At 72.4% G+C, this 24,472-nt stretch carries 22 protein-coding genes (1 of these 22 cut by a window edge); 7 read left to right on the top strand and 15 right to left on the bottom strand.

What is annotated here, in order from left to right; all coding sequences use genetic code 11:
• From WMF36_RS12895 to WMF36_RS12865, 7 genes are all read right to left on the bottom strand, one after another.
• A protein-coding gene (locus WMF36_RS12895) for a roadblock/LC7 domain-containing protein (protein ID WP_437579893.1) crosses the window boundary here: on the bottom strand, positions 1–173 show its 5' end (the start). It extends 481 nt beyond the left edge of the window; 173 of the gene's 654 nt are visible here — the first part of the coding sequence; the start codon lies at positions 171–173; the stop codon falls past the left edge of the window.
• On the bottom strand, positions 170–1,138 hold the full coding sequence (locus tag WMF36_RS12890) for a foldase protein PrsA (protein ID WP_437581901.1): 969 nt from the start codon (positions 1,136–1,138) through the stop codon (positions 170–172). Before WMF36_RS12890 ends, WMF36_RS12895 begins: the two co-directional genes overlap by 4 nt.
• Before the next feature lie 14 nt (positions 1,139–1,152).
• Positions 1,153–1,335, bottom strand: coding sequence for a hypothetical protein (locus tag WMF36_RS12885; protein WP_061614223.1), 183 nt, complete (start codon positions 1,333–1,335; stop codon positions 1,153–1,155).
• 75 nt (positions 1,336–1,410) lie between these two features.
• The gene (locus tag WMF36_RS12880; protein WP_437579892.1) at positions 1,411–2,031 is read right to left on the bottom strand and encodes a hypothetical protein; all 621 of its coding nucleotides are present in this window, start codon (positions 2,029–2,031) and stop codon (positions 1,411–1,413) included.
• Positions 2,032–2,257: 226 nt separating this feature from the next.
• On the bottom strand, positions 2,258–3,109 hold the full coding sequence (gene ttcA / locus WMF36_RS12875; protein WP_437579891.1) for a tRNA 2-thiocytidine(32) synthetase TtcA: 852 nt from the start codon (positions 3,107–3,109) through the stop codon (positions 2,258–2,260).
• Positions 3,110–3,112: 3 nt separating this feature from the next.
• On the bottom strand, positions 3,113–4,597 hold the full coding sequence (locus WMF36_RS12870; RefSeq protein ID WP_437579890.1) for a leucyl aminopeptidase: 1,485 nt from the start codon (positions 4,595–4,597) through the stop codon (positions 3,113–3,115).
• 273 nt (positions 4,598–4,870) lie between these two features.
• On the bottom strand, positions 4,871–5,797 hold the full coding sequence (locus WMF36_RS12865) for a class I fructose-bisphosphate aldolase (protein ID WP_437579889.1): 927 nt from the start codon (positions 5,795–5,797) through the stop codon (positions 4,871–4,873).
• Positions 5,798–6,122: 325 nt separating this feature from the next.
• Here WMF36_RS12865 and fbp point away from each other — a divergent pair, with 325 nt between their 5' ends.
• On the top strand, positions 6,123–7,175 hold the full coding sequence (fbp, locus tag WMF36_RS12860) for a class 1 fructose-bisphosphatase (protein ID WP_437579888.1): 1,053 nt from the start codon (positions 6,123–6,125) through the stop codon (positions 7,173–7,175).
• A 65-nt stretch (positions 7,176–7,240) separates the two neighbouring features.
• On the opposite strand, the gene WMF36_RS12855 is transcribed toward fbp, so the two are convergent.
• The 3 genes from WMF36_RS12855 to nadC form a co-directional block, all read right to left on the bottom strand.
• Positions 7,241–7,894, bottom strand: coding sequence for a radical SAM protein (locus WMF36_RS12855; RefSeq protein WP_437579887.1), 654 nt, complete (start codon positions 7,892–7,894; stop codon positions 7,241–7,243).
• Positions 7,895–8,013: 119 nt separating this feature from the next.
• Complete coding sequence (locus WMF36_RS12850) at positions 8,014–8,826, bottom strand: biotin--[acetyl-CoA-carboxylase] ligase (protein ID WP_437579886.1); 813 nt, start codon at positions 8,824–8,826, stop codon at positions 8,014–8,016.
• A complete protein-coding gene (gene nadC / locus WMF36_RS12845) occupies positions 8,823–9,674 on the bottom strand; it encodes a carboxylating nicotinate-nucleotide diphosphorylase (protein WP_437581900.1) in 852 nt (283 codons plus the stop codon). Before nadC ends, WMF36_RS12850 begins: the two co-directional genes overlap by 4 nt.
• A gap of 308 nt (positions 9,675–9,982) precedes the next feature.
• On the opposite strand from nadC, the gene WMF36_RS12840 reads away from it, so the two are divergent.
• The 3 genes from WMF36_RS12840 to WMF36_RS12830 all read left to right on the top strand — a co-directional run bounded on the left by WMF36_RS12840 (position 9,983) and on the right by WMF36_RS12830 (position 13,344).
• A complete protein-coding gene (locus WMF36_RS12840) occupies positions 9,983–12,055 on the top strand; it encodes a protein kinase domain-containing protein (protein ID WP_437579885.1) in 2,073 nt (690 codons plus the stop codon).
• A gap of 33 nt (positions 12,056–12,088) precedes the next feature.
• Positions 12,089–13,030, top strand: a complete 942-nt coding sequence (locus WMF36_RS12835; RefSeq protein WP_437579884.1) for a hypothetical protein — start codon at positions 12,089–12,091, stop codon at positions 13,028–13,030.
• 110 nt (positions 13,031–13,140) lie between these two features.
• Positions 13,141–13,344 (top strand): hypothetical protein, encoded by a 204-nt coding sequence (locus WMF36_RS12830; RefSeq protein WP_437579883.1) that lies wholly within the window; start codon positions 13,141–13,143, stop codon positions 13,342–13,344.
• A gap of 46 nt (positions 13,345–13,390) precedes the next feature.
• On the opposite strand, the gene uvrA is transcribed toward WMF36_RS12830, so the two are convergent.
• From uvrA to WMF36_RS12815, 3 genes are all read right to left on the bottom strand, one after another.
• A complete protein-coding gene (uvrA, locus tag WMF36_RS12825; RefSeq protein WP_437579882.1) occupies positions 13,391–18,730 on the bottom strand; it encodes an excinuclease ABC subunit UvrA in 5,340 nt (1,779 codons plus the stop codon).
• A gap of 272 nt (positions 18,731–19,002) precedes the next feature.
• A complete protein-coding gene (locus tag WMF36_RS12820) occupies positions 19,003–20,274 on the bottom strand; it encodes a collagen-like protein (protein WP_437579881.1) in 1,272 nt (423 codons plus the stop codon).
• Positions 20,275–20,287: 13 nt separating this feature from the next.
• The gene (locus WMF36_RS12815; protein ID WP_437579880.1) at positions 20,288–20,647 is read right to left on the bottom strand and encodes a hypothetical protein; all 360 of its coding nucleotides are present in this window, start codon (positions 20,645–20,647) and stop codon (positions 20,288–20,290) included.
• Positions 20,648–20,873: 226 nt separating this feature from the next.
• Here WMF36_RS12815 and smpB point away from each other — a divergent pair, with 226 nt between their 5' ends.
• The 3 genes from smpB (at position 20,874) to WMF36_RS12800 (ending at position 23,361) form a co-directional block, all read left to right on the top strand.
• Positions 20,874–21,431, top strand: a complete 558-nt coding sequence (smpB, locus tag WMF36_RS12810) for an SsrA-binding protein SmpB (RefSeq protein ID WP_437579879.1) — start codon at positions 20,874–20,876, stop codon at positions 21,429–21,431.
• Complete coding sequence (locus WMF36_RS12805; protein WP_437579878.1) at positions 21,428–21,730, top strand: hypothetical protein; 303 nt, start codon at positions 21,428–21,430, stop codon at positions 21,728–21,730. The genes smpB and WMF36_RS12805 overlap by 4 nt, the downstream gene beginning before the upstream one ends.
• Positions 21,731–21,885: 155 nt before the next feature.
• Positions 21,886–23,361 carry a DUF362 domain-containing protein gene (locus tag WMF36_RS12800; protein WP_437579877.1) on the top strand — a complete coding sequence of 492 codons (1,476 nt, stop codon included), beginning with the start codon at positions 21,886–21,888 and terminating at the stop codon, positions 23,359–23,361.
• Here the strand turns inward: WMF36_RS12800 and WMF36_RS12795 are convergent.
• The gene (locus WMF36_RS12795) at positions 23,339–23,881 is read right to left on the bottom strand and encodes a hypothetical protein (protein WP_437579876.1); all 543 of its coding nucleotides are present in this window, start codon (positions 23,879–23,881) and stop codon (positions 23,339–23,341) included. The genes WMF36_RS12800 and WMF36_RS12795 overlap by 23 nt on opposite strands.
• A 55-nt stretch (positions 23,882–23,936) precedes the next feature.
• Positions 23,937–24,350, bottom strand: coding sequence for a hypothetical protein (locus WMF36_RS12790; protein ID WP_437579875.1), 414 nt, complete (start codon positions 24,348–24,350; stop codon positions 23,937–23,939).
• Between the last annotated feature and the right edge of the window lie 122 nt (positions 24,351–24,472).

The raw sequence follows: 24,472 nt of genomic DNA, 5'->3' as shown, positions 1-24,472 counted from the left end.
AGCCGGCCCGCGTAGTCGATCGTCTCCCCCTCGAAGTCCACGAGCGCAGCGGCATGCGCGCCGGGGATCGCGCACAGGAGATCCTCGAGGATCGACGCGAACGAGGAGGGCGTCTGGTCGCGTGAAAGCCCGCACTGGCTCCGCTTACGAGCTCCGTTGCGCGAGGTGGTCATGGGTCGATCCGAACGAGCTCGAGCAACGCGTCGACGCCGCCGACGACCTTCGGCTCGCGCCGCAGCGCCTCGAGGAGCCTGGCCTGCGCGGCGCGTGCGCGGTCCGTCATGATCTCATCGCGCACCAGAGCGCGTCGCTCCTCGACGGGCACCACCTGCGCCGGGATGCGCTCGAGGAGCATGATGATGTGCACGCCGAACGACGACGCGACCGGTGCGCTGACGTCTCCGCGCACATTCAGCGACGCCGCCGCCGCACGGGAAAAATCGACGTCGAACTGCTGCGGCTCCGGGGTGAGCACGCGGCCCGCTGCGGTCACGGGCGGGAGCGCCTGCGCGACGACATCGAGGCCCTCGGCGGGGACGCTTTTCGCGGCGCTGATGAACGCGTCGGCAGCCGGATCGGTGGGCGGTTGCCGCGTCCCCGAGGCGCGCGGCGGCTCGGAGCGGCGGGCCACCTCGCGCGACGACAGCACCGCCGTCCGGATCGCGTCGGCGATCGCCCTCGCCTTGTCACGCGTGGCCTCATCGGCGTCCGCCGAGAGCCTCACGACGGCGTGCACGGTGCGGTATCCCTCGGGACGATCGAGCTCGAGCCAGTGCCGTTCGGTGGCGACGCGCAGCTCGTCGTCCGTCACCGGGCCGGCGCTCTCCGCCTCCTCTTTCAGTCGGTGAAGCAGGCGGCGGGCCAGCACCGCGCTGATGTCGCGCTGCACCTCGGGCTCGTGCTCGAGGCCGCGATCTCGTGCCTCGGCGGCAAAGAGCGCGTCGCGGACCACCGCATCCCGGGCCTGCGCAGGCGAGACGTGCTGCGCCGCCGCGATGCGAGCCACCGAGTCGACGGGGATGGCGAGCGCGCCCACACGGGCCGCCACATCGGGCGGAAGCGGCAGCGCCCCCCGCGCGGACGTCGTCAGAGCAGCCCAGGCCGCGCACGCGTACAGACACGCGGCGGCCGCGCTCATCCGGCGCACGGGGCTCACGCGCTACCCCCACGGGGACGAAGGATCTCCGTGGACGCCTTGAGCGAGAGCCCGCCGATCACCAGGAGGTAGATGGCCTTGAAATCCTGGCGATCGCCGAGGGCGTGGACCCCGAAGGCGAAGGAGAACGCGGCGGCGGCGAGGAGCAGAATCGCGAAGACATCGACTGCACGGGACACGCGCGTGAGTGTAACGCGATTTGACACGGAACCGACGGGGATGCGCGGACGCTGCGGGCAGCGGCAGGCCACGGCTCAGCGCAGCATCATCACCACCGCCCCCAGGACGGCGAAGACGATCAGGACCAGCAGCTGCCGGACGGCGCGGTGGCTGAGCCGGCGCGCGCCCGCCGTGTGTCGGCGGCCACGGGCGACCGCGACGCTGGCGGCCGCGGTGATCAGCGCGACGGCGCAGGCCACGGCGACAGCCTGGGCCAGGAGGGCGCGGTCCGGGTCCCGGACGCGCCATGCGAGCACCAGGATGGCGAGGCTCACCAGCGCGCCGAACGCGATGACCGCGACGGCGAGCGGAGGCAGGTGGGCCCGGGCCTGCAGGAGGGGGGCATCCGGGTCTAGCTCCGACTGGCGCCGCACATCCCAGCGATCGCGCCAGGAAAGCGCGAAGATTCCCCAGGCGATCCCGCCGATCGCCGCCCGGACCGGGTCGAGGCGGGACGGTTGAAGGGAAGGAGAGGCGAGCAGCCAGGTCAACGTGACGAGCGCCAAGAAGACAGAGATGCCCAGGTGCCGCGCCGCCCGGCGGTGGGACGCGGCGAGCAGCGGCGCAGCGATGCCGCACAGGAAGGCGAGCGTGGCGGCGACGCTGGCGGATACCGGCGCGCCGCGGCCGAACCCGGCAGGCGCGACCGTGATCATCCAGGCGACGACCGCAGCCAGCAGCGCCTGCGGAGCGCCCCCATCCCCGAGACCCGGGCGCGCCGCTCCGGGCTGCGCCGCCTCGGGGCCATCCGCGGCGGACGGCGCATCGCCCCCCCGCGCCACCGTTCCGCCGCGTCCGCCGGATGCGGACGCGCCCGACTCCGCTTCGCGCGGAGCGCCGATCGAGATCGCGCCGGGGACATCCGTGCTCATGAGCGAGCCGCTAGGCCAGATTTCTCAGCAGGTTGCCCACGGGCAGCACATCCGGCGCCGGCGCGTCGACGCTTGCCTCGCCGCGCACGCCCCCCTCTTCCCGGGCGACCTCGAGCCCGAGCCGCTTCCAGAGGCCCGTGTCGAAGAGGTGGCTCGGGCGCACGTTGCCGAGGGCGGCCAGCATGTTCTGCCGCGTCCCGGGGTGGCGCGCGTCGAGCTCGGCGAGGAGCCGGCTCACCGCCTTGCGCTGGAGGTTGTCCTGTGATCCGCACAGATCGCAGGGAATGATGGGGAAGCGCTCCTCCGCGGCGAACGCGGCGAGCTCGGCCTCGGCGCAGTAGATCAGCGGGCGGATCACGACGTTGTCGCCGGCGTCGGAGATGAGCTTCGGAGGCATGGACTTCAGCTGGCCGGCGAAGATCAGGTTCAAGAGCAGCGTCGTCACGGCGTCGTCTCGGTGGTGACCGAGGGCGATCTTCGAGCAGCCGAGCTCGCGCGCGATACGGTAGAGGATGCCCCGCCGCAGGCGGGAGCAAAGGGAGCAGTACGTCTTGTTCTCGGGGATCTTCTCGGTGACGATCGAGTAGGTGTCCTCGGAGATCATCCGGAACTCGTGGCCGCCCGCGGCCATGTAGTCGGTCAGGAGGTGTCCGGGGTAGCCGGGGTGCCCCTGGTCGATGTTGACCGCGATCACGCTGAACCGGACCGGCGCGCGGCGCGCGAGGTCGACGAGGAGCGCGTGCATCGCGTAGCTGTCCTTGCCCCCCGAGACGGCGCAGAGGATCCGATCGCCGTCGGCGATCATGTCGAAGTCGGTGATGGCGCGGCCCATGGCGCGCGCGAGCTTACGGCGGAGTTGCACGGTTTAGCCGGTGAAGCCTTCGATGAGGCGGAGGAAGGTAAGCACGCCGTGGCCCGTCCCGCCCTTGGAGAAGATGCCATAGGGCTTGCTCGCCATGGAGGGGCCGGCGATATCCACGTGGATCCAGGGGACATCGCCCACGAACTCGCGCAGGAACAGGGCCGCGGTGATCGCCCCGCCCCAGCGGTCGGCCGTGTGCTTGATGTCGGCCCAGTCGCTCTTCAGGCCATCGCGGAGCTCGTCGACCAGCGGGAGCTGCCACATCGACTCGCCCGCGGCCTTCGCGGCGCTCCGGAGGCGCTCGGCGAGCTCCTCACGGTTCGAGAAGAAGCCCGACACCGTGGGCCCGAGGGCCACGACGCAGGCGCCCGTGAGGGTCGCGTTGTCGACGATGAGATCCGGCTTCAGCGCGCGCGCATAGGCGAGGCAGTCGGCGAGGACGAGGCGCCCCTCGGCGTCGGTGTTGATGATCTCCACCGTCCTGCCGTCCAGGGAGCCGAAGATGTCCCCGGGCCGGTAGGCCGCGCCGTCAGGCATGTTCTCGGCCGCGCCGATGACGCCGTGCACCTCGACGTTCGGCTTGGCGGCGGCGACGGCGGCCATCAGCGCGATCACGTTCGCGGCGCCGCCCATGTCGCCCTTCATCTCTTCCATGCCCTGAGCTGGCTTGATGCAGAGGCCGCCGCTGTCGAATGTCAGCCCCTTGCCCACGAAGACCAGCTTCCCCTTCGGCTTCCCGGGGGGCGCGTAGACCATGTGGACCAGCCGGGGCTCCCGCGCGCTCCCCTGCCCCACCGCCATGATCAGCTTCATGCCACGCTTGCTCAGCGCGGCCTTGTCGAACACCGTCACCTTGAGCCCGTGCTGCTTGCCAACGCCGACCGCGACGCGCGCGAGCGCCTCCGGGTAGACCTCGTTCGGCGGCTCGTTGACGAGATCGCGCGCGACGCAGATCGCCTCGCCGACCTGCTGGCCGAGCGCGACCGCGTCGCGCGCCACCTTGCCCGCCTTGCCCTCGACGACCACCGTGCCGCGCGCGAGCTCGAACTTGGGCACGCGATCGCCGGTGAAGTAGCGGGTGAACCGGTAGGACCCGAGCACGAGCCCTTCGGCGGCGGCCCGCTCCGCACGCTCGACGCCGGGCGGCGCCACGACCGCGACGCTCTCGGCGCGCACGCCGTTCGCGAAGCGCGCCCCCTTCGCCGCGAGCAGGCGGCAATCGATGTCGGTGAGCTTGCCGGACCCGAGCCCGAGCAGCAGCACGCGGCCGGGCTTCAGCGCGCCGTGCGTCGTGAAATCGATGCTCTGATCCTTCTTCCCCGTGAAGTCGTCACGCTTGACCTGGTGGACCACGGACTCACCCAGCGCCTTCACGAGCCTCGCGAGCACGCCCTCACCCGTCGATGCGCCTTCGGGCACGCCGATGACGACGACGTCGACGGCGATGCTCAGCGGGTCTGACGAGGCGAGGTTCACTTTGATCGGCATGCGGTCTCCTGAGCCCGGATGGGGGGTGTTTCCAGCGCGGCATCTAATCACGAAGGGCTAACCCCGTCGACGTGGACGAGACCCGCAGGCGGTCGGTCCGAAGTGCGGAGGAGAGCGCTCCCGGGCGCGGCGCCGCGCGCAGCGCCGCTCAGGCTCGGCGCTCGGCGGCCGGCAGCGACGGGCGGCGAGGCGCCTCCGCCGCGGCGCCTCGCGCGGCGACGCCGCGGACCGCGGCCCGAGCGTCCCCGCCCCGAGCGCCGGATCGAGGGGGCGTCAGCGCGCCGCTCTGTAGATCTGGCTGACGTCGGAGAGGAGCTGCAGCGCCTCGGCGCGCGGGCGCTGGAACGCGTTGCGCCCCATGATCGAGCCGAAGGAGCCGCCCGCGGCCATCTCGCGCACCTCCTCGAGGACGGCGTCGGTCGCCTTGGACTCGCCACCGGAGAAGATCACCACCCGCTTGCCGTTGAAGGTCGCCTGCACGACGTGGCGGACCCGGTCGGCGAGCGTCCGGGTGGGGATGCCGTATTTCTCGTACATCTTTCTTGCCTCCTCCTGCTCGATATGAGCGGTCGGCGGCTTGACCTTGATGATGTGCGCGCCGAGCTGAGCCGCGATCGTCGCCGCGTAGGCGCAGACGTCGATGGCCGTCTCGCCCTGCTTCGACAGCCCGGCGCCGCGCGGATAGCTCCAGACGATGACGACCAGGCCCTTGCGCCTGGCCTCGAGGGCAATCTCGCGGAGGTCCTCGTACATGCGGTTTCTCGCGCCGGAGCCTGGATAGATGGTGTAGCCGACGCCGACACAGCCAAGGCGGAGCGCGTCCTCGACCGAGCCGGTCACCGCGGACAGGGGCTGCTCCACTTTTGCCAGCGTGTCGCTGTTGTTGAGCTTCAGGATCAGCGGCACCTGCCCCGCGAACCTGGCCGCGCCCGCCTGCAGCGACCCGAGCGGCGCCGCATACGCGTTGCACCCCGAGTCGATCGCGAGCTGAAAGTGGTAGTCGGGATCGTAAGCCTCGGGGTTCGGGGCGAACGATCGCACCGGACCGTGCTCGAAGCCCTGGTCCACGGGCAGGATCACCAGCTTGCCGGTGCCCGCGAGCGCGCCGTGGTTGAGCAGCCGGACGAGGTTCGTCAGCGTGCCGGGGTTCTCCGAGGCGTACCAAGAGAGGATCTGCTCTACGCGGGAGGTGAGCGCCATGAATCACTCCGTCGAGGGTGTTGCAGCCGGAACGCGAGGCCCCCCGGGGCGCGGGCCCGATCCGCCCTGCTCCGTGGCCCCGTGTCGGAGCCGGCGAGCGAGCGGGCGCGGGCCGTCTCTTCAGGATCTGGACGAACGTATCGAGCCGAACGCCCCGGTGGTCCAGCGCTCGGAGGATGTTGTGCGGAGCCATCGGATACGCAATTCTCGGAGCTGCGCCGGTCGGCTCTCCAAGTGCACTCTCCAGGTGCAGTAGAGCAGCGGCGAGCGCGCGCGCGAGCACGTGGCGGGGCGGCGACGCCCTCGCCGACAACGCGGAGGGATCATGTCGCTCTCATCGGACCAACGGAACCTGAGCTGGACGCCGCCCGACGCGCAGTCACGCGTCGGGATCACGCTCGAGACGTACATCCTCGAGGGAATGCTCGGGTTCCCCTCGGCGACGGGGGCGTTCACCTCCCTGCTGAACCAGATCGGCCTGGCGGCGAAGCTCGTGACGTCCAAGGTCCGGCGGGCCGGCCTCGCCAACGTCCTCGGGTACACGGGACAGACGAACGTTCAGGGCGAGGTCGTGCAGAAGCTCGACGAGGTCGCCAACGAGACGCTGCTCAGCGTGCTCGGGCGGCGCGGGCACTGCGCGGCCGTGGTGAGCGAGGAGCTCGGTGAAATGAGGCTCCTCTCCACGGACCCGCGCGCCAAGTACATCGTCGTCGTGGACCCGCTCGACGGCTCGTCCAACATCGATGTGAACATCTCGATCGGCACGATCTTCGGCGTGCTCCGCAAGAGCGACGCCAAGATGGGGGCCGATCCCTCGGATTTCCTGCGCCCCGGCCGCGATCTGGTCGCGGCGGGCTACGTGCTCTACGGATCGTCGACGCTGCTCGTCATCACCACCGGCCTCGGCGGCGTGCACGGGTTCACCTACGATCCAACGGTGGGTGAATTTTTCCTTTCTCACGAGAACATCCGGACTCCGGAGCGCGGCTCGACCTTCTCGATCAACGAGGGCCACAGCGCGGGGTGGTCCGAGGGCGTGCGCCGCTGGAACGCGTGGATCAAAGAGGAGAGCAAGCACGAGGGGAGGCCGTACGGCGCGCGGTACGTGGGTTCGCTGGTCGCAGACGCGCACCGGACGCTGCTCAAGGGCGGCATCTTCGCGTACCCCGCCGATCGAGGCGGCCAGGGCAAGCTGCGGCTGCTCTACGAGGCGAACCCGTTCGCCTTCATCTTCGAGGCCGCCGGGGGCAAGGCGAGCACGGGGACCGATCGCGTCCTCGATCGGGTCCCGAAGTCGCTCCACGAGCGCGTGCCGCTCGTCCTCGGCTCGCCCCGCGACGTCGACGATTTCGAGCAGTTCCTGCGCGGCGAGCGCTGACGCTGCGAGGGAACGCCGCCACCCCTTACCGCGACGAGACCGCGTGGACGGGGCGGCCCTGCGCGTCAGACCCCCTGCGCGTCGGCGCCCCAGATCACCTTGTGGAGCTGGACCTGCACCCGGACGTGAAGGGCGTCGTCGAGCACCCACTGGACGAGCTCTCTCGGCGCGAGCCTGCCCCAGACGCACGAGGCGAGCAGCGTCACGCCGCGCGCGTCGAGGCGGCGCTCGCGGATGGTGCCCCGCATCCACTCGTAGTCCGCCCGATCGGCGAGCACGAACTTGATCTCGTCGCGCGGCGTGAGGTGGTCCAGGTTCGACCAGCGGTTCCGGTGCGATTCCCCGGAGCCGGGCGCCTTCAGATCCATGATCTTGTGCACGCGCGGGTCGACGCGCGACACGTCCGCCTCGCCGCTGGTCTCGACGAGGACGGTGCGGCCCGCGTCGCAGAGCTCAGCGAGGAGCGGGAACGACGCGGGCTGGAGGAGGGGCTCCCCGCCCGTGAGCTCGACGAGCGGCGTACCGAGGGCGAGCGCGCGCTCGAGGACATCGCTGCGGCCGATGCGCTTGCCGCCGTAGAAGGCCTGCGGCGTGTCGCACCAGGTGCAGCGCAGGTTGCACCCGGTGAGCCGGACGAACGTGCACGGCAGCCCGGCGAACGTCGATTCGCCCTGCACGCTGGCGTAGATTTCGTGGACGACGAGGGTGTCTTCTTTCAAGGAAGCGACGCCTCCGAGGAGCCTCGGATCGGCCCGGGCAGCTCCGCGCCCCCGGCGACCCGCGATGGGGCCGCAAGCTTTGGCCGCGCCGAGCGCCCAACGCAAGCGGCGCGAGGCGCTCAGCCGGTGAGGACGCTGACCTCGCCCGCCGCCACCGCGCGGACGACGCCGTCCTCGCCCCGGATCCGCAGGTGCCCCTCCGGATCGATCCCCGCCGCGACGCCGGCCACGCCGGCGACCTCGACGCGGCGGCCGCGCAGCCAGTCCATCCGCGCGAGATCCTCGGCGAAGGGGGCGAGCTTTCCCGCCTCGAACCTCGCCGCGGCGTCGCCGATCGCCTGGAGCAGCTCCGCCGCGAGGAGCTCGCGCGGGACGTCGTCGATCCCGAGCATCGCGAGCGACGTGGCCCGCCCCGAGAGCTCCGGTGGGAAGCTCGACGCGTGGACGTTGAGCCCGACGCCGACGATCACGCTGCTCACGGAATCGCCGCGCAGCTGGGCCTCGACGAGGATCCCCGCCAGCTTGCGGCCCCCGGCGAGCACGTCGTTCGGCCACTTGAGACGCACCTCGGCGGCGGCGCCGTCGCCGCGGCGCGAGCGAGGCGCGAGCCGTGGACCGACGACCGACGCCACGGCGAGGCCCATGACGAGGGCGATGGGAGCGACGCTGCTCGCCGGCAAACCGGGGCGCAGCACCACCGACAGGTAGAGGTTCTCCCCGGGCGGAGAGTGCCAGGAGCGCCCGCCGCGCCCGCGCCCCTGCGTCTGCGCGTCGGCGAGGAACGCCGCCCCGTGCGGCGCCCCGGCAGCCGCCGCGCTCCGGGCGTCGTCGTTCGTCGACCCCGTCTCCGCCGCCACGACGAGCGGCCTCCCGAGCGACGCGCCGAGGCGCGCGAGCTCGCGCTCGACGGCCTCCGCGTCGAGCCGCCTCACAGCGCGAGATCCAGCGCGATGTCGGCCGATCGCGCCGAGTGCGTCAGCGCCCCGACGCTGATGACGTCGATGCCCGCCGCGGCGAGCTCGGGGATGCGCTCCAGCGTGATCCCGCCGGAGACCTCGAGGAAGATTCGGCCGTGCTGCGCCGAGCGGACGCGCGCGGACGCGACCTTGACGTCGGCCAGCGTGAAGTTGTCGAGCATGATGATGTCCGCGCCGGCGGAGAGCGCCTCGTCGAGCTCGCGGAGCGAGGCGACCTCGACCTCGACCTTCGTCGTGTGCGGGGCCCGCGCCCGCGCGCGGGCGATGGCGGTCGCGATGCCGCCCGCCGCGACGATGTGGTTGTCCTTGATGAGCACGGCGCTCCCGAGGCTGTCGCGGTGGTTGTGCGCCCCGCCGACGCGCACCGCGTAGCGCTCCAGCGCGCGGAGGCCGGGCGTCGTCTTGCGGGTGTCGGTGATGCGCACGCCGGACCCCTGCGGGATCGCCGCGGCATAGCGGCGCGCCTCGGAGGCGACGCCGCTCATCCGCTGCGCGAAGTTGAGCGCGGTGCGCTCCGCGCTGAGGAGCGTGCGCGCGAAGCCACGCACCGTCCAGAGCACGGCGCCGGTGTCGACGGCGGTGCCGTCCGCGACCAGCACCTCGCCCTCCACCTGCGGATCCAGGCGCTGGAAGACCCGGAGGAACACGGCCCCCCCGCATGCGACGAGCGGCTTGCGCGCCACCGCCTTCGCTGTCGCGCGCGCGGAAGCCTCGATGCAGGCCTCGGTGGTGAGATCGCCTCCGGCGAGATCTTCTTCCAGAGCGCGATCAATCAGGGCATCAAGCAGCGGCGCAGCCAGCACAGGCATCTCCTCGGCGCCGCACCCCGGCGGCGCTCCCAGGTATACTCGTTCCCGCACGCGCGTATCAGCGCCGTCGCACCTCCCCGAGCCCGAATAACGCGATGCGCCATGAGGACTCGCACCGAAGCGTGCGACCTCGGCGGCGCAGCTGCCCAGGACGGGACCGCGGCGGAGCGGATGGGCCCCGCGGCGCCGAAAAGCGGTGCGGATCGCGACCATCACGACGCTGTGTCGCACAAATGGGGCTGACGTTCGTCTACCAGCCTGTGAGACTCTCCGAGCAACTCCAGCGCCCTCAACGGAGATCGATGCGTCCGCAGGCAGGCCAGGTCATCCACAACAAGTACCGACTCGTGCGCCTCATCGGCGACGGCGGCATGGGGAGCGTCTACGAAGCCCGCCACGAGGTGCTGGGGACGACGGTCGCCCTCAAGTTTCTCCACCCCGAGCTGTCCCGCCGCTCCGGCCTGGTGCAGCGCTTCCTGCAGGAGGCGCGCGTCTCCGCGCAGATCCAGAGCGCGCACGTGGTCCGCGTGGTCGACGTCGACCAGACCGCCGCCGGCCTGGCGTTCATCGTGATGGAGTACCTGGAGGGGAAGACGCTCCAGGCCCTCTACGAGGAGCTCTACCGGGCCGGCATCCGGCTCGCCTACGCCGACGCCCTCGAGTACGCGATGCAGATCCTCGAGGGCGTCGAGGCCGCCCATCGCGCGGGCGTGGTCCACCGGGATCTCAAGCCGGACAACGTCATCATCACGAGGACGGCCAAGGGAGAGCCGCTCATCAAGCTGCTCGACTTCGGCATCGCCAAGCTGAAGGTCACGGGGGAGCTCGATCGCGGGCTCACGCGCCCGGGCGTGATCATGGGCACGCCCGAGTACATGGCCCCCGAGCAGGCCTACTCGGCGGACTCCGTGGACGCGCGCGCCGACATCTTCTCGCTGGGCGTCATCATCTTCGAGATGCTGGCCGGCCGCCGGCCGGTCGGCGGCGATGAGCCCCAGCAGATCGCGGGCGCCTACCTGTCGGGCCAGATCTCGCGGCTCTCGGACCTGGCGCCGGAGCTCGCGCCGGGCCTCTGCGCCGCCGTCCACCGCGCGATGGCGGCCTCGCCGCCCGATCGGTTCTCGACCACCGCCGAGCTCCGCAGCGCCCTCGAGCCGTTCGCCCGAGCCGCCCGCGCCCCCTCGGCGCTCACCCCCTCGCCGTCCGAGGTCAGCGTGGCGCGGTCGTCCGGGGCGGCCCTGCCGGCAGCCCTCGCGGCGCCCGGGATGCTCGCGGCTTCAGCGGCAGCGCCCGCGACCAACGCGATCGGCGACGGTCGCAGGAGCTCGATCCCCAAGACGATCCCGCCCGAGGACGGCGGCGCGCACCACGCGTCGAGCGGCCCCCCGGGCGCGCTCGGACCCTCGACCCCCATGGGCGGCTTCGCCTCGGATGCCCGGGGTCCCTCGGCGTCGGCTCCAGGGGTCACGCCCAGGCCAGAGCCCTCTTCCGGCCCGTACTTCGCCCAGGGCGGCTACCCCCCGGTCGGCCAGCCAGCGACCGTGAGCGCCGCGCCCTACCTGCCGCCGCATGGGGTGCCCGGGGTTCCGGCCACGAGCTATGAGCCTGGGCCGTTCGATGCGTCGCCTCGCCCAGGCGGGACAGCGGTCGGCAACGTACCCTTCATGGATCGGAGCTCGGCTCCCGCCGGACCGTTCAACGGCGGCCCAGCGCCCGGCTACGGCGGCGCCTACGGGGGCGGCGGTATGCAGGGTTACATCCCTGGGACGGCGCCGATGGAGCCGCTGCCCCGGACCTCGCACGCCGCCTCGGCGCACGGAGCGAAGCAGCCCGCGCAGCGCGGGACCTCGCTGTTCACCATCCTCCTGCTCGCCACGGGGATCACCGGCGCCGTCGTGGGCGGCGTGTACATCGCCAGCGAGCTCGGCCGGGGAGAGCAGGCCGACGCGGGGCCGGCCATGCCGACGCTCCTGCCGACCAACACGGTGCCCCCGGAGCCCAGCCCCCACGCCACGACAGCGCCTCCCGCCGTGGTGCCGCCCCCGGTCGAGACGCCACCGGTGGTCGCCAAACCTCAGCCCCGGCCGACCGCGACGTCGACATCGAAGCCTCCGGCGACGCCGAGCGCGACGGGGACGCAGCCGACCACGCCGGCACCGACGACGCGCCCCAGCGCGACGTCGATCATCCCCAGCCTGCCGCCCATCGTCATCCCGTCGACGTTCCCGTTCCCGTTCCCCGCGCCGACCAGCGTGCAGCCTCCGGCCGGCCCCCAGCAACCCCCCACGACGACGACGCCGACGTCGCCGACGACGCCGCCCACCACGCCGTCCGGCAGGCCGTCACGGCGCGTGATCATCGTACCGAACAACTGACTCGCCCGGCGCGGGCGGTAAGATGCGATCTCGATGAGCAACCAGAATAGCGGTCCGCCGCCCGGATGGCCTGCGCCCCCGAGCGGCATGTACGGCCCTGGCAAGACTGTGCCCGGCGAGCCTCCGCTCGCAGGGCTCAACTCGCCTCAGGGCGCCTTCCCCGTGCCGCCCGGCGCCGCGCCGCACGATCCAGGGGCCGCGGGCGCAGCCGTCCCGCGAACGATCGTCGAGGGCGGGAGCAACAGCGCGCCCCCGCCCGGCGCGCCGGCCCCTTACGGATCCCCGGCGGGCGCGTACGGCGCGCCGCCGGCGGGCACGCCCGGGCCCTACGGCCCCGGCGCAACGGCGAACTACGGAGGCCCTCCCGGAGCAGGGGGCGCCTACGGGCAGCCGCCCCAGCCTCCCTACGGCGGCTCGCCGTTCGGAGCGCCGGGCGGGCCCGGGGCAGCCGGCGCGCCGGGGTTTCACGCCGGCGGCGCTCCCGCGCTGCCGGGTAGCGGCGGCGGGCTGTACTCGGCACCGGTCCCCTCGCGGTCTCGCCCCAAGAGCTCCGGCCCGACGCTCGCGCTGATCGGGCTAGGCGCGTTCGTGGTCATCGGCGGCCTCACGACCGCGTTCTTCGTGATGCGCAGCGGAAGCTCGTCCGAGGACGTGACGGCGTTGTCGCCGATCGACGCGCCGCCAGCGCCGGCGTCGGTCGCCGGCGATCCGGCGCCGCCGCCGCCCGCGACCACGACGCCCGAGCCGCCCCCGCCGGAGCCGGTCCCCGTGGCGGCCCCGAAGCCGCCTCCGCGGGCGCAGCCCAAGCCGACGAACCCCACCACCACGCCGACGGTCCCGTCGACGGCTCCGCCGACGACCCCGACGGCGCCCGCCGCGACGACCCCGACGGCGCCCGCCGCGACGACCCCGCCGCCCACCCCTTCCGGGTCCTCGACGGGCCGGCGGAAGATCATCCTGCCCGGTCGGAATTGAGCTGATCTGCGCGGTCCGCCGCGCCGCCGGCCACGGCGCGGCGGGCGCGATCCGAGGCTTCCGCTCGAGTCCGCTTGACAAGGCGGTCAGGGTGATCAGCTTCCGACCTCATGAGCAAATCCGGGATCGCCGCAGTTCTGTCGTTCTTTATTCCGGGCGTTGGGCAGCTCTACAACGGCGCGTTCCTGCGCTGCATCTTCTGGCTGATCGTCACCCCCGGCCTGTGGATCGGCACGGGCGGCTGGCTCGGCTGGATCTGCCACCTGATCGCCGCCTACACCGCGTACAGGTACGCGAAGCGCTCCGACGGCTGAGCCGCGATCCGCGAGGCGACGCGCCGGCCCGAGCCGGCGCGCCCGATCAGGTCGCCTTCGCGAAGATCCTCTTGAGCACCTCGCCCGTCGCCGTCGCCTGACGGGCCACCTCGCGCGGGGTGCCCTCGGCCACGATGCGCCCACCGCCCGCGCCGCCCTCCGGGCCCAGCTCGACCACGTGATCCGCGCACGCGATGACCGCCGGGTGGTGCTCGATGATCACCAGCGTGTCGCCGCGCTCGACCAGGCGATCGAGCACGCGGATCAGGCGCGCCACGTCCGCCAGGTGCAGGCCGGTCGTGGGCTCGTCGAGCACGTAGAGCGTCGGCTTGGGCCGCGCGCCGGCCGTCAGCTCCGCCGCGAGCTTGAGCCGCTGGGCCTCGCCGCCCGAGAGCGTGTGCGAGCCCTGACCGATGTGGAGGTAACCCACGCCGAGATCGCACATGGTCGAGAGAGGAGCGCGGATCCGCGGGTGGGCCGCGAAGACCTCGACCGCCTCCTCGGCCGTGAGGTCCAGGACGTCGCCGGCGGACAGGCCGAGGTACCGCACGTCGAGCGTCGCCGGCTCGAAGCGCGCGCCGCCGCACGCCTCGCACGGGGTGGTCACGTCGGGTAAGAACGACATCTCGTGCGCGATGACGCCCTGCCCCTCGCACGTGGGGCACCGCCCGCCCGCGGCCGTGTTGAAGGAGAAGCGCGCCGGGCCGTAGCCGCGCACCTGCGCGTCGGGACAGGCGGCGTAGAGCTTGCGGACCTCGTCCCAGACGCCCAGGAACGTCGCCGGGATCGAGCGCGGCGTCCGGCCGATGGGCGACTGGTCGACGGCCACCGCTCGCAGGATGCCCTTCGGCAGCCGCAGCGCCTTGTGCGGGCCCGGCTCGGGCGCCTCGAGCTTCAACGCGCGGCGCGCGGCAGGGTAGAGCACCTTCTGGATCAGCGTGCTCTTGCCGGAGCCGGACACGCCGGCGACCACCGTCATCCGGCCCGCAGGGATCCGGAGCGCGTCCCCCTGGAGGTTGTGCGCGCGGGCGCCGAGGAGCTCGATGTGCTCACGCACCGGCGGGCGCGCCGGGCGCGCGCTGAGCAGCGCGTCCTCACCGGCGAGCGCGCGAGCGGTCGGGGAGTCGGGGTTCGCGAGCACCTCGCGCGACGGCCCCGCGGCGACGATCCTGCCGCCCTTGCGACCGCCCGAGGGGCCGAGGTCGATCAGGTGATCCGCGGCGCGAATCGTGTCGGCGTCGTGCTCCACCATGAGCACGGTGCTCCCCATGCTGGCGAGCCGCCGCAGGTTGTCCAGCAGCCGCTCGGTGTCGCGCGGGTGGAGGCCGATGGTCGGCTCGTCGAGCACGTACAGCGCCCCGGTGAGGCCGCTTCCGAGCTGCGCCGCGAGCCGCAGGCGCTGCATCTCGCCGCCCGAGAGGGTGGACGCGCGCCGATCGAGCGTGAGGTAGCCGAGGCCCACCTCGCAGACGAAGTCGAGCCGGCGGCAGAGCTCCCTGTGCGGCGCCTCGGCGATCAGCGCGCGATCGCCCGTGAAGCGCAGGCTCCTCGCCCAGACGGCGGCGGCCGCGACCGATCGGCCCGACGCCTGGTGGTAACGCTCGCCGGCGAGCCGGACAGCCCGGGGGATCGGCGCCAGGCGCGAGCCGCCGCAGTCCTCGCACGGATCGGGCGTCGCGAGCGCGTCGTCGTCGAAGTCCGAGGCGCCCGTCCCCTCGCACGACGCGCAGCGGCCCTGCTTCGTGTTGAACGAGAACCAGCGGGGATCGAGCTCCGGGACGCCGACGCCGCAGCGCGGGCAGGTGCGCGTGGTGGAGAGCAGCTGCTCGCCGCCGCGGCCGCCGGCGAGCTTCACCGCGCCCCGCCCGAACGAGAGGGCGCGATCGAAGAGCGCGCGATCGAGGGCGGACATGCGCCCCTCGTAGATCACGAGGTCGATCGAATGCTCGCGGCGCTTGTCGAGGCGGGGAGGGCTGTCGGTCGCGCACGGCTCGCCGTCGGCGAGCGCGCGGGTGATGCCGGCGCGGGCGGCGGCCGTGAAGACGTCGAGGTACGTCCCCTTGCGCGCCACGACGGCGGGGGCGAGCAGCGTCCGCGCGCCGCGCGTCGCGAGCAGTGAGCGGTAGACCTCGTCCGGCGAGCGCGCCTCGATGGGGACGTCGCAGTCCGGGCAACGCGCTTCGCCGACCTTGGCGTAGAGCAGCCGCAGGTAGTGCGCGATCTCGGTCACGGTCGCGACGGTGGAGTTGGCGCCGGAGCGCGTGGTGCGCTGCTCGAGCGCGATCGACGGGGGTACGCCGGTGACGCGGTCGACGTCCGGTCGCGGCAGCGTGGGGAGGAACTGGCGCGCGTAGGGGGTCAAGGTCTCGAGGAAGCGCCGCTGGCCCTCGGCGAAGACCACGTCGAACGCGAGCGTGCTCTTGCCGGAGCCGCTCGGGCCGGTGACGACGACGATCTGGCCGTGCGGGATCACGGTCGAGACATCGGCCAGGTTGTGCTCGCGGGCGCCCTCCACCTCGATCCGCCCCCGGTCGAGCGACGCGCGCGCTGCGCCGTTGCCGCCACGTTTTCCGGGCTTCGTGGCGGCCGACGCGCCGCGCCTCGGCCTTCGCGCGGGGCCATCGCCCCGCAGCGCGAACCACTCGGCCAGCGCGCCGCCGGTCCGCGTCGCCGTCCTGGCCACCTCCTCGGGCGTCCCCTCCGCGACGACGCGCCCGCCCTCGCTGCCCGCGCCCGGCCCGAGATCGATGACCCAGTCGGCCGCCGCGATGACGTCGAGGTCGTGATCGACGACGATCACGGAGGCCCCCTCGGCCACGAGCACGGAGAGGGAGGCGTTCAGGTGCTTCACCTCCTCCGGGTGCAGGCCGGCGCTCGGCTCGTCGAGGAGGAAGAGCGCGCCCGCGCAGGGCTCGCCGAGAGCGCGCGCGATCTTGAGCCGCTGCGCCTCGCCGCCGGAGAGCGTCGAGAGCGGCTGGCCGAGCGTGAGATAGCCGAGGCCGAGCTGCTTGAGCGGCGCGAGCGCCCGCCGGACCGCGGGCTCCCGCTCGAAGGCCGCGAACGCCTCGTCGATCGAGAGATCGAGCACGTCGGCGACCGAGCGGCCGTCGAGCTTCACCTCGAGCACCTCGTCGCGGAACCGCTTGCCCTTGCAGGTCGGGCAGGTCAGCGAGACGTCGGCCAGGAACTGCATCTCGATCGTCTCGCTCCCCTCGCCGGCGCACGCCTCGCAGCGCCCGAGCGCGACGTTGAACGAGAAGTGACCGGGCCCGAGATCCCGCGCCGCCGCCTCGGGCCGCTCGGCGAAGAGCGCGCGGATGCGGTTCCACGCGCCGGTGTAGGTCGCGGGGTTGCCCCGCGAGGTGCGCCCGAGCGGCGCCTGATCGACGAGCGTGACGGTGCGGATGTCGGCGGTGCCCTCGATGCGCCTGTACAGGCCGGGCGCCTCGACGTCCTTGTAGCCGCGCGCCCTCGCGACGTGCCGGTAGAGCACGTCGCTCACCAGCGTGCTCTTGCCCGAGCCGCTCGGCCCCGTGATCGCCACGACGACGCCCAGCGGAACGTCGACCGTCACGTCGCGCAGGTTGTTCTCGCGCGCGCCGTGGATCGCGATCTTCCCGCTCGGCGCCCGGCGCTCCGCGCGCGCCGAGGGCAGCGGGCTGCGCGCGTCGAGCCCCTCCGGCGGGCCGTCGAAGGTGACGCGCCCGCCCTGCTTGCCCGCGCCGGGGCCCAGCTCGACGACGCGATCGCTCGCGCGGATGACGAGGGGCTCGTGCTCGATGACGAGCACGGCGTTGCCGCAGTCGGCGAGCTCGCGCATGGCCGCGACGAGCGGCGGGATGTCCGTCGGGTGCAGGCCGACGGTCGGCTCGTCGAGCACGAAGAGCGCGCCCGTCAGCGACGTGCCGAGCGCCGCGGTGAGCGCGACGCGCTGCGCCTCGCCGCCCGAGAGCGTGCGCGCCTGGCGAGCGAGCGAGAGGTAGCCCAGCCCGACGCGCTCGAGATAACCGAGCCGCGCGATGAGCTCGCGACGCGCCATCTCCCCCTGGCCCGTCTGGGGGCGCTCGGCCTCGAGCCGCGCGCGCGCCTCGCGGAGCTCGAGCTCGTGCCATGCGGCGAGATCGAGGCCGCCGACGCGGTAGAGGAGCGACTCGGGGGCGAGCCGCTTGCCGTGGCACGCGCCGCACACGTCGTAGGTGCGGTAGCGCGCGAGCAGCACGCGGACGTGCATCTTGTAGGTGCGCGTCTCGAGCCAGCGGAACCAGGCCTTCACGCCGGGGTACTTCCCCTGGTTCCACGTGCCCTCGCCCTCGAGCACGAGCGCGCGCTGCGCCTCGGAGAGGTCGCGCCACGGCCGGTCGGTGCGGATCTTGTTCCGCTCGCAGAACGCGCGGAGCAGCTTCCGCTCCCACGTGGTCGAGCGGCCGTTCCAGGGACGGATCGCGCCGCCCGCGATCGACTTCGACGCGTCCGGGATCACCTTGTCGTAATCGATGCCGAGCGTGCGGCCGAAGCCGCGGCACGAGGGGCACGCGCCGGTCGGGGACTGGTACGAGAACAGCCCCGGGCGCGGCGGATCGAAGGCGCGCGCGCACGAGGGGCAGGCGAGCCCGCGCACGAGCCGGAGCCGCGTCGACCCCGCCCCGTTGCCGCCTGGCTCCTCGGCCTTGCGCTGCAGGTGGAGCGACGCGTCGCCTCCACCGCCCTTCCATGCCTCCTCGATGGCGGCGCCGAGGCGCCGGCGCTCCCGCGGGGCGACGCGGACGCGATCGACGATGACCTCGACCTTGTCGGTGCCGCTCATCGCCTCGGACGGCGCCACGCTGTCGAGGTCGCGCGCCTCGCCGCGGACGAGCAAGCGCCGGTAGCCGGAGGCGAGCAGCGACTCGCGCACGTCGAGGAACCGCTCGGTGCCCGCGACGGGGATCGGGTAGGTGACGAGCGCGGTCGCGCCCTCGTGCTGGCTCGCGGCGAGCTCGGCCGCGCGTGCGGGATCGGTCCGCGCGGCCGGCGCCTCGCAGGACGGGCAGACGGGCACCGCCTCGCGCGCGAAGAGGGCGCAGAAGTACGGCTCGAGATCGGCCATCGTGGCGACGGTCGACCGCGAGCTCTTGACCGGCGCGCGGCGGTCGACGGCGACGCCGGCCGCCACGGGCTCGAGCGCGTCGATCGGCGGCCGCTCGAGCCGCTCGAGGAATTGGCGGGCGTACGGGCTGAAGCTCTCGACGAACCGGCGCTGTCCTTCGGAGTAGAGCGTGTCGAGCGCGAGCGATGATTTGCCGGCGCCGGACACGCCGGCGATGGCCACGAGCTCGCCGGGCCGGAAATCGAGATCGATGCCCTGGAGGTTGTGCGTGCGGGCGCCGCGGAGACAGATGGATTGCATGGGAGGCGCTGAAGGGTGGGCCCCGCGGGATGGCGTCCGGGGTGGACGGGCTCCGCGTGAAACCGCGAGTGTTTAGCCCCCTTTCCACCCATCGTCGCGGACGATCGTACGTGGACAGCGCGCAGAGGATGCGCGTCGCGGCATTGCGTTCTTCACCGCTGAATTATCGTGTCTTGTCGAGGTGCGCGCTCGGGATGAAGTGGCGGGAGGCTCGTGCGCTCCGGTCTGCCCGCTCTGCCCAGCGTGGCCAGCGCGCCCGCCGAGCACAGCGGCTAGCCGCCGTTGACGAGGAGGAGCGAGAGATAGCCGTAGTCGTTGCTGGTCCAGTTCGGGCTGAAGGTCATGCCGCACATTCCGATGTTGTAGGTGCCCGCGTTGAGGCCGGTGATGACGGCGCTGAGCCCGAAGGACACGCGCGTGCTCGCGGGGACCCGGCCGCCTTTCAACCCAAGGCCGACCATCAAGATGTCGTCGAGCTCCGGCGGGCCGGACGGCTGAGGATGAACCTGCTGGTAGCACATGAACAGGCTGAGGCTGTCCGCCGGCGAGGTGCCCGCTCCCAGGTACCGATGTGCGGTCGCGTAGATCGACTGGCTCATCGACGAGACCTCCACCAGGGCCGTCGGGCCGAAGAAGTCGACCGCTCTTCCAGCCGGGAGCGTGACGTGCGGGCCGACTCCGCTGACCATCAGCGAGAGCACCACCCCCTGTGGCCCGATCGGGCCAGCGGGGCCCGTGAAGCCGCGGGGTCCTTGCGGCCCGACGGGGCCCTCGGGGCCGATCGGACCGTCGAGCCCCTGGGGTCCGGCGGGGCCCATCGGACCTTCCGGGCCCATCGGGCCTATCGGGCCTTGGAGGCCCATCAGACCGATCGGACCCATCGGCCCCTCCGGTCCCATGGGGCCGACCGGGCCTTGCGCTCCCGCTGCGCCCGCCGGCCCCGTGGGCCCTGCCGGACCCGTCGCTCCGGCCGGCCCGGCGGGACCATCCACCCCTTGCGGCCCCTGAAGCCCCGTCGGCGAGCCGACCCACTGCCCGTTCTCGTCGATCACCTGACCGCCGTTCACGGCGACCCCGCTCCCGTCGATGAGCACCGTGGTGCCGCTCTCGGTGTTCACCGAGATCGAGGTCGGCGTGATGTCGCCGTTCACGTTCCCGGCGAGGAGCGCGTACGGCACGCTCGCGACCGTCGCGCGCGGCTTCAGCTCGACGTCGTCGCCGACCGTGATGCCGAGGTACCGCTCGGCGCCGTTGAAGATCGCGCCCTGGAACGGGGTGATCGAGCCGAGGCGCACCGAGAAGAAGCCGTCGTCGAACGTGATCGAGTGGACCTCGCTCCAGATGGGGGTCGACGCGCCGCGCTCGTCATAGAGGGCGAAGACGACATCGAGCGTCTCGCTGATGGGCGCGTTGCGCTCGTCGAAGAGCCGGCCCTGGTGGGTGATGGTCGCCGGCACCGCCGCAGCCGCGGTCCCTGCGCCCGCGACCGCGACCGCCGCAAGGGCGGAAGCCATCATGCACCGCACGAACCTCGATGTCCTCATCACCAGATCCTCTTCATTGCAAGCTCCCGTTGGCTCCGATGAGCCCCCCCTGCATCCGAACCTTGGGCGAGGTCGACGCCTCCTGGTTCTGCGTCGGCTGGCCGAGCGTGAACACCATCCGGTAGCGCGAGCTCTTCGCGACCTCGCCAGCGGTCACCGTCTCGCTCGCCTCCGCGCCCGCCGCAGCGTGCGCGGCCCCGCCCTGCCCCTCGCCGCCGCCGCCGCCCTCCCCGCCGCTGCCCGAGCTCACGGCTGCGCCCTGACCGCCGGCGCCGCCGGTTCCGCCGCTGCTCGCGGTGTAGGGAGCCTCGATCATCGAATCGGCGGCGCAGCTACAGCCGACCGCGGGGGTCAGCGCAGAGATCGTCACCATCGCTCCGAGCCAGGCGGAAAAACGCAGTCCGCGATTCACTGAATCCTCCGGCCCGACAGCAAGTCGCGCTCGATAGAGCCATTGGACGAGCGGCGGCGCTCGGCGTCAAGCGACGGCGCCTCACCGCGCGCGGGGCCGGCAGCGGAGCGAGCCGCGGAGCGCCCCCCGCCGGCCCCGTGCGCGGTGAGGCGGTGGACAGGCGGCGGCGCGCGCGCTATGCGGCCGCGTGAGCCGCGCTGGTAAAGAGAAGGAACGAGAGGGAGAGAAGCTCATCGTGCGCAACAAGCGCGCGACGTTCGACTACACCCTCGACGATCGGTTCGAGGCGGGGTTGGTGCTGCTCGGCAGCGAGGTGAAGATGCTCCGCGAGGGCGCCGCCGAGCTGACGGACAGCTGGTGCGCCATCGAGCACGGGGAGGTGTTCCTGAAGGGGGTCAACATCCCCATGATGTCCGGGGCCGCCTTCGGGCACGAGGCGAAGCGGCCGCGCAAGCTGCTGCTCCACGAGAGCGAGATCGTGGCGATCCGCAAGGGCGTGGAGCGGGAGGGCATGACCGTGATCGCGACCCGCCTCTACTTCAAGAACGGCCGCGTGAAGGCCGAGATCGCCCTCGCGAAGGGGAAGAAGACCGTCGACAAGCGCGAGAGCCTGAAGGAGAAGGACGCCGCGCGCGAGGCCCGCGCGGCGATCGAGCGCGCCCGCGGCGGCGGCGACCGCGGACGCAGCTCGGCGCCCCGCGCGGCGCGCAGCGAGGAACGCCCCCGCCCGCGGAGGCCGGAATGACATCGCACCTCACCTGGTCGAGGGGCGGCGAGGCGGAGCTCGTCGAGATCGATGGCGACCGCGTGCGGCTCCGCTCGACCGCATCGTCGGCGCCGGGAGCGCGCGTCGAGGGCTCGCTCCGGTCGACGGGGACGGCGATCCGGCTGAAGGTGGCCCGGTGCCGCCTGCGCGCCCCCCACGAGCCCAGCGACCCAGCGCCGGCCGAGCGCATCTACGAGCTCGAAGGCCGGCTCATCGACGCGACGCGTGACGTCCGCGCCGAGCTCGCGCAGCTCGTCGGCGGCGAGCGTCCGGGCTGATCCGCGCTCGCGTCGACGAGCGTCCGGGCTGATCACCGCGGAGCGAGCCGTCCGGCCGCGGGTGTTGCGGTGATTCACCGCGACACTTACGCTGACAGTCTATGAAAATCACGTCGCGCCCTCGTGTAATTTTGCGACGTTGCTCGACGTATGACGTGGAGAAGATCCGCGGCATCGTGCGCAGCGGACTCGAGGAGCTGTCGCTCCGCCCGCGGGGCCGGACGCTCATCAAGCCGAACGTCGTCGCCTCCGGCGCGCACTTCCCGCACGCCTATACGCGGCCCGAGTTCGTCGAGGGGGTGATCGGCGCGCTCAGGGATCGCGACGACGGGCGCGTGACCGAGCTCGCCGTCGGCGAGCGGTGCGGCATCACGCTCCCGACCCGCATGACGTACGAGGGCGCCGGCTACTACCCGATGTTCCGGCGGGCCGGGGTCAAGCACTACCACTTCGAGGAAGAGCAGCAGGTCGAGATCCGGCTCACGCACGAGGGCCGGCTGCGCGACTACGTGTTCACGCCGGAGCCCGTCGCGAAGGCCGACTTCTTCGTGAACTGCCCCAAGTTCAAATCGCACCCCTGGACCACCGTGACCTTCTCGATGAAGAACTACATCGGGATCCAGGACGATCGGCACCGGCTCATCGATCACGACCACCGGCTGAACGAGAAGGTCGCCGACCTCCAGTACATCGTGCAGCCGCAGTTCATCGCGATCGACGCCATCACCGCCGGCGAGGGCCGGATGCTCACGCCGTCGCCGTTCGACCTGGGCCTCATCATCATGGGGAACAACCAGGTCGCGTTCGACGCGGTTTGCTGCCAGATCATCGGCGTCGATCCGAGGAGCGTCGAGCACATCCGCCTGGCCTCGGAGCGCGGCTTCGGCCCGATGAACCTCGGCGAGATCGAGATCACCGGGGACGTGACGCTCGAGGAGGCGAAGCAGAAGGCCAAGGGGTTCAAGGTGGGCCTCGTCCGCGTCGAGAAGTACTTCGAGGGCACCAACATCACCGCCTACGCAGGCTCGCCGCCCGAGCCCGAGCACACCGACTACTGCTGGGGTGGCTGCCCGGGCGCCATCGAGGAGGCGATCGAGATCCTGCGCGAGTACGACAAGGAGTGCGACGCGAAGATGCCGCGGATGCACGTGGTGTTCGGCGCCTACGAGGGCCCCATCGACGCCAAGCCAGGCGAGAAGGTGGTCTTCATCGGCGACTGCGCGACGTACAAGGGCAAGATCGGCGATCAGCTGGTCAGCATCGACAGCCTGTACCGCGAGCGGAGCGCGCGGGACCCCTACACCGCAAAGCACGACGACGTGCTGGCGAAGATGGTGAAGGTGACGACCAAGCTCGCGATGGCCCGGAACGAGAGCGTCATCCGGCTCGAGGGCTGCCCCGTGAGCGTCGCGGAGCAGGTGCTCACGCTCGTCACGCTGGGCAAGACGAAGAACCCCTACTTCGCCGCCGATCAGGTGCTCGGGTTCAACAAGGCGTACGTCGCCTGGCGCGGGGCCTCGCTCGTCAAGCGCCTCTCCGGCAAGCCCTACCAGGTCCACGGGGCGTGCTCGCGCGGCGAGGCGGCCCCCGAGCTCCCGTCCGAGCCGCCTAGCCCGCCGGCCGCAGAGTGAGGTCGAAGAGGACCTCGAGCTCGTCCCGCACCTTGAAGGCGCCGAGCGGCCCCTTGACCTCGCGCACGCCGAGCGCAGCCAGCGAGAGCTGACAGCCCCCCGTCACCCCGACGGCCCCCTCGCCGCGATCGCGCGAGGACAGGCGCGCCGTCAGCGCGGCGCTCCCCGAGGCGCTCTGCACACGCACGTCGGCGCGATCGCGCGCGACCCCCGAGGCGCGAACCTCCACGACCTCCGTGCCCCGGAGCACCTCGCCCTGGATGCGGCGCTCGATGTCGCGACGATCCCCGGCCGAGAGCGCGTCCGGGTCGAGGCGATCGCCGCGCAGCACCCCCGCGACGCAGAGGCCGGCCACGCGGATCTCGAGCTCGGCCGTCCATGCATCGCCATCGAGCCGCGCCCGGCCGCGCAGATCCGACGCGGTGATCTCGAGATCGTGCGCGAGGCGCGCGAGCATCCCGACGGCGCGAGTGCGGATCGTCAGACGGGACGCGGCAGGATCGAGGTGCAGCTCGTTCACGGGGCGGGGATCCTTGTCACCATGCGGGGGAGCCGGAGGACGGAGGCCGCCACGATCAGCGGCGCTTGGAGCGGCGCGGTCCGTCAGGGACGAGCACGTAGCGGCTCGATTGAGGCTCGGGCTGCCGGAGGAGCTCGGCGCGGAGCAGCGCCTCGGCGAGCCGCGCCTCGATGACCTCGTCCGTGACACCGGGCTCCAGGGTCACCACCGCGGCCTGGATGTCGCGCGCCAGCGCGTCGAACTCCGCGCTGTCGAAGGCGTAGATGTCGTCGGGGAACAGGAGCGCGAGCGGCTTCCGCTCCACGGCCGTGTTCGTCAGCGCCGCGAGGTCGCTCTCGACGATGAGCATGACGCGGGCCCGCAGGCACATCCCCCTGCAACGCGTCGCGAGCGCCTCCGCCGAGCCGACGAGCAGGACCGATCGAGGCGTATTGATCGCCTTGGTGGCGTCGTCGTCCTCGTGAGTCATTCCTTGAAGAGTACGTGAACGAGCGGATGAAGCCATCCCTCTTGCACCGCCGATGAGCTCGCGCTCGGGAAGGAAGTCGAGCGGCCGGTCGCGGCAAGCTGGACCGAACGCCCCCCGCCGCC

Source organism: Sorangium sp. So ce887 (genome assembly GCF_051521455.1).
GTDB lineage: Bacteria > Myxococcota_A > Polyangia > Polyangiales > Polyangiaceae > Sorangium.
This window is presented reverse-complemented; position numbering and strand designations above follow the sequence as displayed.